General features: G+C 74.2%; 13 protein-coding genes. 4 read left to right on the forward strand and 9 right to left on the reverse strand.

The annotated features are described in order from the left end of the window. Window positions 1–100: 100 nt before the first annotated feature. Genes ACWCSD_RS37025 through ACWCSD_RS37045 form a run of 5 tightly spaced genes read right to left on the reverse strand, consistent with a single transcriptional unit; the run spans window position 101 to window position 3,810 of the window. Complete coding sequence (locus tag ACWCSD_RS37025; RefSeq protein ID WP_449921965.1) at window positions 101–526, reverse strand: PTS sugar transporter subunit IIA; 426 nt, start codon at window positions 524–526, stop codon at window positions 101–103. Next, a complete protein-coding gene (locus ACWCSD_RS37030; RefSeq protein ID WP_358286402.1) occupies window positions 519–827 on the reverse strand; it encodes a PTS lactose transporter subunit IIB in 309 nt (102 codons plus the stop codon). The genes ACWCSD_RS37025 and ACWCSD_RS37030 overlap by 8 nt, the downstream gene beginning before the upstream one ends. 3 nt (window positions 828–830) lie before the next feature. Then, the gene (gene mtlA, locus ACWCSD_RS37035; protein ID WP_449921968.1) at window positions 831–2,036 is read right to left on the reverse strand and encodes a mannitol-specific PTS transporter subunit IIC; all 1,206 of its coding nucleotides are present in this window, start codon (window positions 2,034–2,036) and stop codon (window positions 831–833) included. Between the two features lie 32 nt (window positions 2,037–2,068). Next, window positions 2,069–3,052 carry a 1-phosphofructokinase gene (gene pfkB, locus ACWCSD_RS37040; protein WP_449921969.1) on the reverse strand — a complete coding sequence of 328 codons (984 nt, stop codon included), beginning with the start codon at window positions 3,050–3,052 and terminating at the stop codon, window positions 2,069–2,071. Then, window positions 3,049–3,810 (reverse strand): DeoR/GlpR family DNA-binding transcription regulator, encoded by a 762-nt coding sequence (locus ACWCSD_RS37045; RefSeq protein ID WP_352350975.1) that lies wholly within the window; start codon window positions 3,808–3,810, stop codon window positions 3,049–3,051. The genes pfkB and ACWCSD_RS37045 overlap by 4 nt, the downstream gene beginning before the upstream one ends. Before the next feature lie 108 nt (window positions 3,811–3,918). Here ACWCSD_RS37045 and ACWCSD_RS37050 point away from each other — a divergent pair, with 108 nt between their 5' ends. The 3 genes from ACWCSD_RS37050 to ACWCSD_RS37060 all read left to right on the forward strand — a co-directional run bounded on the left by ACWCSD_RS37050 (window position 3,919) and on the right by ACWCSD_RS37060 (window position 6,155). After that, window positions 3,919–4,773 carry a hypothetical protein gene (locus tag ACWCSD_RS37050; RefSeq protein WP_449921971.1) on the forward strand — a complete coding sequence of 285 codons (855 nt, stop codon included), beginning with the start codon at window positions 3,919–3,921 and terminating at the stop codon, window positions 4,771–4,773. A 185-nt stretch (window positions 4,774–4,958) separates the two neighbouring features. Continuing rightward, window positions 4,959–5,528, forward strand: a complete 570-nt coding sequence (locus ACWCSD_RS37055) for a GrpB family protein (RefSeq protein WP_449921973.1) — start codon at window positions 4,959–4,961, stop codon at window positions 5,526–5,528. 69 nt (window positions 5,529–5,597) lie between these two features. Next, complete coding sequence (locus ACWCSD_RS37060; RefSeq protein ID WP_397156474.1) at window positions 5,598–6,155, forward strand: Pycsar system effector family protein; 558 nt, start codon at window positions 5,598–5,600, stop codon at window positions 6,153–6,155. Between the two features lie 10 nt (window positions 6,156–6,165). On the opposite strand, the gene ACWCSD_RS37065 is transcribed toward ACWCSD_RS37060, so the two are convergent. The 3 genes from ACWCSD_RS37065 to ACWCSD_RS37075 all read right to left on the reverse strand — a co-directional run bounded on the left by ACWCSD_RS37065 (window position 6,166) and on the right by ACWCSD_RS37075 (window position 9,394). Further along, window positions 6,166–7,080 (reverse strand): tetratricopeptide repeat protein, encoded by a 915-nt coding sequence (locus ACWCSD_RS37065; RefSeq protein ID WP_449921975.1) that lies wholly within the window; start codon window positions 7,078–7,080, stop codon window positions 6,166–6,168. Between the two features lie 169 nt (window positions 7,081–7,249). Continuing rightward, entirely contained in the window at window positions 7,250–7,954 is a 705-nt protein-coding gene (locus ACWCSD_RS37070; protein ID WP_387669335.1) for a Crp/Fnr family transcriptional regulator, read from the reverse strand. A 15-nt stretch (window positions 7,955–7,969) separates the two neighbouring features. Beyond that, a complete protein-coding gene (locus ACWCSD_RS37075) occupies window positions 7,970–9,394 on the reverse strand; it encodes a tetratricopeptide repeat protein (RefSeq protein ID WP_449921977.1) in 1,425 nt (474 codons plus the stop codon). On the opposite strand from ACWCSD_RS37075, the gene ACWCSD_RS37080 reads away from it, so the two are divergent. Next, window positions 9,381–10,364 carry a right-handed parallel beta-helix repeat-containing protein gene (locus tag ACWCSD_RS37080; RefSeq protein ID WP_449921979.1) on the forward strand — a complete coding sequence of 328 codons (984 nt, stop codon included), beginning with the start codon at window positions 9,381–9,383 and terminating at the stop codon, window positions 10,362–10,364. The two genes, ACWCSD_RS37075 and ACWCSD_RS37080, sit on opposite strands and share 14 nt — an antisense overlap. A 22-nt stretch (window positions 10,365–10,386) precedes the next feature. On the opposite strand, the gene ACWCSD_RS37085 is transcribed toward ACWCSD_RS37080, so the two are convergent. After that, a partial coding sequence (locus tag ACWCSD_RS37085; protein WP_449921981.1) for a PucR family transcriptional regulator occupies window positions 10,387–11,161 on the reverse strand: 775 nt, incomplete at its 5' end.

Consider the following 11,161-nt stretch of genomic DNA (forward strand, 5'->3'; position numbering starts at 1 on the left):
CCGGTACGCAGCACCCGGATCTTCAGCTCGCCCGGCCCGGCCTGCGGCTCCGGCGCGTCCTCGATCCTGATGTCGCCCGGGGCGTGGAACCTGGCTACCTTCACGTCAGCTCCTTCAGCACCTGGCCCGGCTCCGTCGCCTCGCGCAACGCCCTGGCCCGGTCGGGGTCGAGCAGGATCTCGGCCAGCGCCGCCAGCAGCGGCACGTGCCCGTCGCCGGCGGCGGCGATGCCCACGCACAGCGTGACGCGCTCGCCGTCCCAGTCGATCCCGCCGAGGAAGCGCACGACGCAGATCGCGTCGCGCGTGACGTCCCGCTTGGAGGCGGCCGTGCCGTGCGGGACGGCCACCCCCTCGCCGACGTAGGTGGAGATCGTGCGCTCGCGTTCGAGCATCGCCTCGACGTACGGCTCCGCGACCGCCCCCACCTCCACCAGCACCCGCCCGCACCGGCGGACGGCCTCCTCCCGCGAGGCCGCGCTCTCGTGCAGCAGGATCGCCCGCGCGTCGAGCAGGTCCTCACGCATCGACGGCGCCGCCGTTCCTGATGGTGTTCACCAGCGCGGTCACCGCCGGGTCGCCGAGGAAGACCTGGAAGGACACCAGCGCCTTGCCCGGCGCGGCGGCCCTGGCCCGGGCGGCCAGCCCGGAGTGGCACACGACGACGTCGGCGTCGGCGGGGATGGAGTTCACCGGGGTGTGCTCGACGGTGACGCCGCTCTCCTTGAGCTGCTTGCGGAGCTGTGAGGCGAGCATGACGCTGCTGCCCATGCCCGCGTCGCAGGCCACGACGATCTTGTGGATGTCCTTGCTGTCGATGCCGGCCACGGCTCACGCCTCCTTGCTGACGGGTTCGGTCCTGACGGGTTCGGTCCTGACGGGTTCGGTCCTGACGGGTTCGGGGCTCGCGGGTTCGGGGCTGGCGGGTTCGGGCGCCGGCGGGTCCGCGACGGCGTCCTGCGGGCCGGGGACGTCCGGCGCCGGCTCCTTCTCGCCCCGGCCGAAGCCCAGCAGCACGGCGGCGACGGCGAACGACACGGCCGCGGCCACCGCGATCCCGGCGATCGAGCCGAGCCAGCCGCCGCGCGGCGTCACCGCGAGGTAGGCGAAGATGCTGCCGGGGGAGGGCGTGGCGACCAGGCCCGCGCCGGTGATCATGAAGGTGAACACGCCGGCCGCGCCGCCCGCGATGACGGCCAGGATGAGCCGCGGCTTCATCAGCACGTACGGGAAGTAGATCTCGTGGATGCCGCCGAAGAAGTGGATGATCATCGCGGCGGGCGTGCTCGGCCGCAGCGGACGCGGCCCGAACAGCAGGTACGCCACCAGCAGCCCGAGCCCGGGGCCGGGGTTCGACTCCAGCATGAACAGGATCGACTTGCCCTGCCGCACCGCCTCGGCCACCCCCAGCGGCCCCAGCACGCCGTGGTTGACCGCGTTGTTCAGGAACAGCACCTTGGCCGGCTCGATCAGCACCGAGGCCACCGGCAGCAGGTTGTTGGTGATCAGCCACTCGACCGCCTGGCCCGCCGCGTCGGTGACGACCCGGACGACCGGCCCGATGCCCAGCACCCCGGCCACGGCCATCGCGGCGCCCACGATGCCGGCGGTGAAGTTGTCCACCAGCATCTCGAACCCGGCCCGGGTCCGCTGCTCAGTGAACTTGTCCACATATTTCAGAATCACGGCGGCGGGCGGACCGACGATCATCGCGCCCAGGAACATCGGGATGTCCGAGCCCACGACCACGCCCATCGCCGCCACCGCGCCGACGACCGCGCCGCGCTGCCCATGGACCATGCGGCCGCCGGTGTAGGCGATGAGGATCGGCAGCAGGGCCTTGATGACCGGGTCGACCAGCGCGGCCAGCTCCTTGTCCGGCAGCCAGCCGGTGGGGATGAACAGCGCGGTGATCAGGCCCCAGGCGATGAACGCGCCGATGTTCGGCATGATCATCCCGGCCAGATGGCCGCCTAGACGCTGGATGGTGGCCTTGACTCCGGTGCCGTAGACCGGAGGGGTGTAACTGTCGGCCATGGACGTGCTCCTTCGGGGGGATGAGCAGTGGATCAGCCGTGCGGTGAGGGGGCGACCGGCTCCGGGACGGGCGGCGCGTGCGGGACGGTGAGCGGGCGGGCCGGGTCGGGGGCTCCCGTGCGCACCCCGGCGCGGTCGATGTCGGCGGGGCCGGGCATCCTGCTGCCGGGCAGCCGGACCGCCGCCGCGCCCCAGGCCAGCGCCTCGGCCAGGGCGGGGACGCCGTGCCCGCCCGCGGCCAGGAACCCGGCCAGCATGGCGTCGCCGGCGCCGACGGAGCTGCGCGGCCCGGTGACCGCGGCCTCGCCGTACCAGACGCCGTCGTCCTGGACGAGGACGGCGCCGTCGGCACCGAGGCTGGCCAGCACCGTGCGGGCGCCCGCGGCGCGCAGCCCGGCCGCCGCCTCGACGACGTCGCCGACCCGGCACAACGGCCGGCCGGTCACCGCGGCCAGCTCGTCGAGGTTGGGCTTGACCAGCGCCGGACCGGCCTCCAGCGCGCGGGCGAGGGCCGGGCCGCTGGTGTCCACGGCGACGTGCAGGCCCGCGGCGGCGAAACGGCGGCACAGCCGGGCGTAGACGTCGGCGGGCACGCCGGGCGGCAGGCTGCCCGAGGCCACCACCCAGTCCGCCTCCCGCGCCGCGGCCAGCACGGTCTCGGCGATCGTGTCCAGCTCGGCCGCCGACAACGCGGGCCCCGGCTCGTTGATCTTGGTGACCGTGCCGTCGGGCTCGGCGAGCGTGACGTTGGACCGGGTCGTGCCCGCCACGGGGACGGTGACCATGTCCAGGCCCTCGGCGGCCAGCAGGCGGACGAGCTGCGCGCCCTCGTCCCCGGCGAAGGGCAGCACGGCGCGGGCGGCGACGCCGTTGGCCAGCAGCGCCCGCGAGACGTTGACGCCCTTGCCGCCCGGGTCGAGCCGGGCCCGCGCGGCCCGGATCACCGCGCCCCTGGTCAGGGCGGCGATCTCGATCGTGCGGTCGAGGCTCGGGTTGAGCGTCAACGTGAGGATCACGCGCGGATCACCTCCGGCCCGGCCGCGGCGACGTCGGCGGCCAGCGCCGGGTCGATCCCGGCGTCGGTGATCACCACGTCGATCTCGCCCAGCTCGGCGAACGTGGCCAGGTAGGTGTTGCCGAACTTGGTGTGGTCGGCCAGCAGCACGCTGCGCTGCGCGGCCCGGACCATGGCCCGCTTGATCGCCGCCTCGGCCGGGTCGGGCGTGGTCAGGCCCCGGGCGGGCGAGCAGCCGTTGGCGCCCATGAACGCGACGTCGACGTTGAGGTGGGCCAGCGGGCGCAGCGCCCAGTCGTCGACCGTGGCCAGCGTCTTGCCGCGCAGCCGCCCGCCCAGCACGATCACCTGGAGGTTGGCCCGCGAGGCCAGGACGGTGGCCAGCGGCGGCGAGTTGACGATCACGGTGAGCTCGCGGTCGGCGGGCAGCGCCTGGACCAGGCGGCCGGTGGTGGTGCCGGCGTCGATGATGACCGAGCCGTCCTCGGGCAGCTCGGCCAGGGCCGCCTTGGCGATGCGCTCCTTCTCCGCGGTCATCACCTCGTCGCGGGCGGCCAGCGCGGGCTCGAACCCCAGGCGTTCCACGGGGATCGCGCCGCCGTGCACCCGGCGCAGCACGCCCGCCCGCTCCAGCGCGGTCAGGTCGCGGCGGATCGTCTCGGTGGTCACGTCGAGCTCGGCGGCCAGCCGCACCACGTCGACGCGGCCCGCGTCCCGCGCTCTGCGGAGGATCTCCTGCTGCCGCTCCTCGGCGTACATGATGTTGGTTCACCGCCGTTTCTGCTTGGTTTCTCCTGTGTTTATACCCGCTTTCGTTGGACGGTCAAGGGGTGGACGACACAATCTGGTAGTTATAGGCGGGTGCGAATGAAGCCCCTGGCCGCCGCGGCGGCGGTCGTCCCCGTCGTCGCCCTGGCCACGCCCGCCCACGCCGCCGTCGCCCGCCCGATCCAGGTGCCCGGGGGCACCACGGCGGCCTGGGTGGTGTTCGACAGGAAGGCGGGCAAGATCGTCGCCGTCCGGAACGCCCACCGCAAGTTCCGCTCGGCGTCGGTCGTCAAGATCCTCATCGCGATCGACTACCTGGAGCGGCGCAAGAGCGTGCCCCCGGCCGACGCCCGGCTGCTGAAGATCATGCTGCGCTCCAGCGACGACGACGCCGCCTCGGCGTTCTGGGACCGCGACGGCAAGGGGCAGATCATCGTCCGGACCGCCCGCCGGCTCGGCCTGGCCGACACCACCCCGCCGCCCGCGTCCAAGCCCGGCTTCTGGGGCTACACCTCGCTCAGCGCGTACGACGTCGTCCGCACCTACCGCTACCTGCTGGACACCGCCGACGCCCGGGTGCGCGATCTCGTCCTCGGCCACCTGCGCGCCTCCACGCCGTGCGGCACCGACGGCTTCGACCAGACCTTCGGCATCCCGCGCGCGGTGCCGAGGCCGTGGGCGGTCAAGCAGGGCTGGTCGGGGTTCGGCGCGACGCCGCCCGGCACGTGCGACCCCAAGGCCCTGGCCGCGCCCGTCTCGTGGATCGCGCAGCGCGCGACCGGCTCGGGCGTGCCCGACTACGGCCGGCCCGTGCTGCACACGACGGGCCTGGTCGGCGCCGGCGACCGCCTGGTCATGGCGGTGCTCACCGCCCATCCGGCGGGCAGCGCCTGGAGCGGCTCGGTCAAACGCGTCACCGACCTGACCGCGGCCCTGTATCGCTCGGTGTCGTGACGCCCTGAATGCACCGGGAAATGCCGGGAGCCCGCCGGGAAATCGTTCCCGCGGGCTGTCGGGCCGCCTTTTCTGAGGCGGTTATTTTCTGATGAAACCCCTGGTCACAGCTGTAGGAAAATGGCGTCGAACGTGAAAAGGGAAAAACTCTAGGTGTGCCGTTCTGGCGGCGTTACCATTTGTCTGTGCCTAGCGTGGACATCGCGAAAAATGATCCGGGTTGGGAATCGGCCGGAAAGGCGCTCGCCGCCGAGCTGCTCGACGCGCTGACGCCCCCGGCGCTCCGGGTGGAGCACATCGGCAGCACCTCCATCCCCGGCATGGACGCCAAACCGATCTTCGATCTCCAGGTGAGCGTGCCCGACCTCGACGCCGCCGAGGAGGCTCTGGCCGAGGCGCTGCACGCGCTGGGCTTCGCCCGCACCGCCTACTTCCACGACCACGTCCCCGCGGGCTCGGCCGGCCCGCCCGACCTGTGGCGCAAGCGGCTCTGGATGCGCCGCGGCCACGCCGGGCCCGACGTCAACCTGCACCTCCGCGCGGCGGGCGGCGCGGGGGAGCGCTTCGCCCTGCTGTTTCGCGACTGGTTCCGGGCCCATCCGGCCGCGGTGCCCGCCTACGCGGCCTTCAAGCGGTCCCTGGCCGAGGCGGTGACCGACGGCGCCGCCTACACCGAGACGAAGAACCCGGTCGTCGACCTGGTCGTGGCGACCGCCGAGGACTGGGCGGCCCGCACCGGCTGGAAAGTGACCTAGCTCCGTGACCCGTCCCGGACAGCCCCGGCGGCCCGGCCGGCGCGCGCACCCGCGGTCGGGAACGCCCTCATGAAGCGGGCTCCCGTCAAGAAGTCCCTTCCCGCCGTCGCGCCCGCCGGGCCGCCGGCCGAGCCGGGGGCCGAACACGCCTGGAAGGCGCTCACGCTCGTCGTGGACCTGGTCAAGCACGCCGAGACCAAGGCGGGCCTCACCCTGGCCGCGGCGGGGGTCGTCGGCGGCCTCGTCTACACCCTCATCAGGAGCGTGCCCCGCACCGGCGTGGCCTTCGGCCTGGCGGCCGTGGCCTGCGCGGTGTGCGTCCTGACCGCGGCCTTCGCCGCCGCGCTGGCGCTGATCCCCAGGGTGCGCAGCGAGCCCACCAACGTGCTGCACTACCACCACGTCGCCACGCGCTTCGGCGCCCGGCCCGAGACGTACGTGGGCGAGCTGAGCGGCCTGGTCGCCCGGCCCGAGGCGCTCGTGCCCGCCATCGCCCACCAGATCTGGGCCAACGCCAGGGTGGCGAGGAAGAAGTACCGCTGGGCCGGCCTGGCGCTCGGCGCGCTGCTGGCCGGCCTGGCGATGCTCACCGTCATGGCCGTCGTCGCGGTGCTGCAGAACCTCTGACCGCCGCCGGTCATGCCGACAGTTCCAGCAGCTCCCGCACCAGCCGCGACAGCAGCCCGCCGTCGTCCAGGAGGCCGGCCCCCGTCGCGAAGTAGTGCCGGGCGGCGGCGGGCCGGCCCGCCAGCCGCTCCAGCCGGCCGAGCTCCAGATACGCCGTGGCCTCCCGCGGCGCGCGCTCGATCAGGTACGTGTAGGTCAGCCGCGCCGCCTCCGCCTCACCCGCGTCGAGCTGGGCGCGGCCCAGCCGCAGCAACGTGGAGGGCGAGGGGGCCGGCTCGGCCCGCAGCAGCTCCTCCAGCGAGGCGACCCCGTCGGCGGCGTCCGTACGGGCGGCGCCGGGCACGCCGGCCTGCGCCCGTTCCGACACCCACACCCACGCGGTCGCCGAGAAGCCCCGCTCCGGGATCGTGCCGTCCACCCTCCAGAACTCCTCGGGACGCAAGGACCGGAAGCCGTGCCGGATCACGTCCTGGTAGAGGTGGTCGGAGACGACCACCGCCAGCTCGGCGGCCGGATGGTCCACCAGCACGGACTTGACCGCCGGGCTGTCGAGCAGCCGGAAGCACTCGATGATCGCCGGGCCGCTGAAGCCGGTGGGCCCGGTGGACACCACGCCGTTGGTCAGCGACAACCGCAGCCGGATCCGGGCGCCCTCGCTCAGCAGCCGGTTCTCCTGCCGCAGCGCGACGGTCAGCCCGTGCACCAGCTCGGGGACGACCGCCGTCTCGTCGATGTCGCTCGGAGGCATGATCAGCACCCCGTCGCCGCTGCTCTGCACGATCTCCTCGGGCAGCCCGGCGGCCCGGCAGGCCGCGTACACGACCGTGACCAGGCTCTGCTGGGCGCGGATCTGCTCGGGCACGGGCCGTCCGCTCCAGCCCTTGATGTCGACGGCTCCGCAGAGCACTCTTCGCGGCGATGACATGCGCGTCCTCTCCTGTCGATGGTCGAGGTCATTGTCCGGGGGGCCCGCGACGGGCAACCCCTACTGGTGCGGGGAAGCCCGCCGGGACAGCGGCGATCCTGGGGGAGCTCGGCCCGCCGCGCAGGGGCCGGCGGGACGGGAGGGGGTCCCGGGCGGCCTCTGCCGGCGCTCACCGTGGGGGATCGCCGAGGAGGTGGTCCGGGACGTCCATGTCGGCCAGCGCGGCCAGCCCGGCCACGTCCAGGATGACCACCCGGCCGCGCTGGCTGACGACCAGCTCCTTCATGGCGGCGATGGCCTTCTGCACCGTTCCCTCCTTCGCGCCGATCAGCATGGCCAGCTCCGCCTGGCGCAGGTCGGCGGCCCAGTGGCCGTCCACCACGTTGGCGTACCGCTGCACCTGGTAGAGCACGGCACGGGCGAGCCGCTGGTCCACCTCATAGCCGGCCGCGTCCGCGCGGAAGATGTTGGCCTGCCGCAGCCGGTCGGCGGTGTTGGCGGTCAGCGCCACCGCGGCCCTCGGCTGCGCGCCGACGAACTGCTTGAACGCCTCACCGGCCACCACCAGCATGGTGGCCGGCACCCGGACGGTCACCGTGGCGGTGCGCGGCATGTCCCCGAACACCGCCATCTCGCCCAGGATGTCGCCGGGATGGCGGATCGCGAGCAGCGTCTCCGCGCCGTTCTCGACCGTGGCGTGCACGTTGACCCGGCCGGTGAGCAGCAGGAAGACCGCCTCGCCCGGATCGCCCTGGTGGACCACGGCCTCCCCCGAGCAGTACGTCTTGACGCGGCCCAGGCGCAGCAGCGCGTTGCGGGTCAGCTCGTCCAGCGCGCCGAGGAAGGAGGTCTTGGGCCACAGGTCGGGAGGCATGCGCGTCACCTCGGATCATGCGGGTGGGGGGCGGGGGACGTTCGTCGTCCAGGGGAAGGCCGTCGGGTACAGGCCGTGCTCCTGGAGAACCCTGATTATGACGTCGCCGCCTTCCCGGGATGCGGCACCTGTGCAAACTTCCCGGAGGAAGTCCTTTCTGTCCTCACCGGAAACCCGGATCAGGGCGGTGCCGAGCAGCCGCCGGGTCGTCTGCAGGTCCCGGCGCCGGGCCGCCCGGAAGGCGAGCGGCACCAGAGGCAGCGGGCTGCGGGGATCGGCCTCGGCCGCCTCGTTGAGGAAGGCGTCGGCGACGGCGAGGTCACCCAGCGCGCTGCGCACGCAGGACAGGTCCAGCAGCAGCGCGCAGGTCAGCCGGTCGGCCGTCGTCCCCGTCGGCGCCGCCGTCCCGGTCGTGCCCGCTGTTCCTGCCGTGCCCGCCGTGCCCGCCGTGCCCGCCGGGAGCGGGCGGCTCCGGACCAGGCGCAGCCCCTCGGTGAGGTAGACCAGCGCGAGGTGGGTGCGGTGGCGTTCCAGCTCCAGGCGGCCCAGCCGCTGGCACACCGCCGCGCACAGCGGCCTGCGTGCCAGCAGGAACGACCACGTCTGGGCCGCGGCCTCGACGTCGCCGAGCCGCCGGTGGCAGTCGCCGAGCCGCAGCAGCGACTCCTCGGCGTCGGGGCCGTCCGCGCCGGGCAGCAGCCGCAGCGTCTCCTCCAGGTCCAGGATCGCCTGCCGGTACTCGCCCCGCCCCAGCAGCCGCCCGGCCCGCGCCGCCATCTCCGCCGCCATCTCCCCGGCCCGCAGACGGGACGGCCCGTCCACGACGGGGACGTCCAAGACGGGGACGTCCGGGGCGTGGAGCCAGGCGATCGGGGACGCGCCACCGCCGATCCGGACGGGACGATAGTCCTCGGGACGGTGCTCCAGCAGCCCCCGGGCCACCACGTTCTGGAAGAAGGAGTCCGAGGCGACCACGGTCAGGTTCGCCGCCGTGGCCCGGACCGCGTCGCTGTCCAGCAGCCGGAGGCACTCGGCGACGGCGTGGCCCGCGATCCCCGGAGGCAGGACCAGCCCGCGGGCCAGCGCCAGCCGCAGCCTGATCCCGGACCGGGCGCCGCAGGCGCGGTTGGCGTCGTCGAGCGCGGCGCCGACCTCCCGCAGCAGGCGCGAGAGCACGGTCAGCGAGTCGCCGCCGGCGGGCAGCAGCAGGTGCACGCCGTGGGCGGGCATCCGGTGCTGCTCCCCGACTCCGACCCCGACCCCGCCGCCGACCCCGACTCCGCCGCCGACCCCGCCCTCGCCGCCGATCCCGACTCCGCCGCCGACCCCGCCCTCGGCGCCGAGCCGGGAGGCGGAACGGAAGGCCGCGGCCAGCGCCGTCTGGAGCCGGACCCGGGCGGCGGCCGTCCCGGGGGCGCGCTCGTCGATGCCGGCGGTCACGCACACACCGTCCACGCAAGCCTCCGATCCGGCCGGGGACAGGGCCCGTCAGCACGGCCCGTCATCAGCCAAGGGCTGGCTGGAGGACACCGAGTTCAGCGGCGAGAGCGTGCGGGTCGAGCGGCTGACCATCGACGGCAACCGCGACCACAACACCGGCACGGTCGGCCTGCTGCTGCGCTCGTGGAACACCCGCGTCTACGACGTGGACATCTACGGCACGCCGTCCGACGGCATCCGCATCAGCAATCCGTCCAGGAACGGCACGACGCTGCGCAACACCATGGTCAACAGCGTCATCAGCGACGTCTACATCGAAGGCGCCGCCGAGGCCGGGATCCGCGTCGTCGACCCGGGCAACTCCGTCACCGACTGGACGCTGCAGCGCTCCTGGATCGGCTTCAGCGGCACCAGCGCCATCCAGAGCGACAACGCGGCCGGCTGGACGATGAGCGGCCTGCACCTGTACGGGACGCCGAAGAACGCCATCGACGCCCACCGCTGCTTCGGCACCTCCATCCAGGACAACTACATCGAGGACTTCGGCGCCGAGAGCACGGCCGGCCAGACGTACTACGGCATCCGCTGCGACCTGCAGGGCGACGCCGCCACCACGATCACCGGCAACCGCGTGCACAAGTTCCTGCCGCCGCCGAACGCGCTGGCCGAGCTGCGCAAGGCCCGCCAGAGCGGCGCGGCGCCGCCCGAGCGCAAGATCGCCGCGACCGGCCCGCTCCCGGACGGCGTGGACTTCGTCTACCTGGCGCTGGACGCGGTCAACTACGGCGCGGGCCACGCCGCGATCACCGGCAACACCGTCGTCGGCCACGGCACCAAGCAAGAGACCGGCATCCTGCTGGCCAAGGGCGAGGGCGAGTCGATGTCGATCGCCTCCTCGGGCAACCTCCTCGACGGCGTCGGGAAGCGGCGCAAGGTCGGCGCGGGCGTCCACCTCACCAGGGGCTACTGACCCGGCGACGCCGCCGCCCGGCTCAGCGCAGCAGCACGTGGCAGGCGAGCTGCAGCGCCAGGCGGGTGGCGGCGTCGTCCAGGTCGAAGCCGGCGGCCTTGATGCGGTCCAGGCGGGTGGTGACCGTGTTGCGGTGCACGCCCAGGCGTTCGGCGGCCTTGAGCGCGCCGCCCTCGTCCAGGACGGCGGCCAGCGTCACCAGCAGCGTGCCGTCCTTGTCGACGGCCAGCAGCGGCTGGAGCACGACGGTCGCCGGCGCGCGCAGCACCCCCGCCGGGAGCGCGCCGAGCAGCTCAGCCGGTCCCATCCGGTCGGCGCGGGCCACCGTGCCCGCGCCGGCCACGAACGCCGCCGCCTCGGCGCCGAGCAGCGACTCCCCCACCGCCTCCAGCCCCTCCACCGCCGCGCCCACCCCGGCCGCGCACGGCCAGGGCATGCCGTGCACGCAGCGCCGCAGGTGCTCGGCGAGCTCGCCGGGCGGCTCCGGCGACCACCCGGCCCAGCCCTCGCCGCGCCGCAGCACCGGCACCTGGCCCAGCGCCGCGGTGACCAGCGCCTGCACCAGCGGCCCGTCGTCGGCCAGCGCCCCCATCGGGCGGACGTGGTAGGCGGTCAGCGTGCCGCGCACCCCCCATCCCAGCGCCACGGCCTCGGCCGGCGCCCCCTCCAGCCAGATGCCGCCGTCGCCGGCCGGTTCGTGGGCCGGCCGGCCCGCCGCGAGCAGCCGCCGGGCCAGCGCCGACTGCAGCGCGAAGTCACGCGAGGCGCGCAGGCGCTCCTGGGCCGCCCACGCCGCC

This window comes from Nonomuraea sp. NPDC001684 (assembly GCF_053596515.1).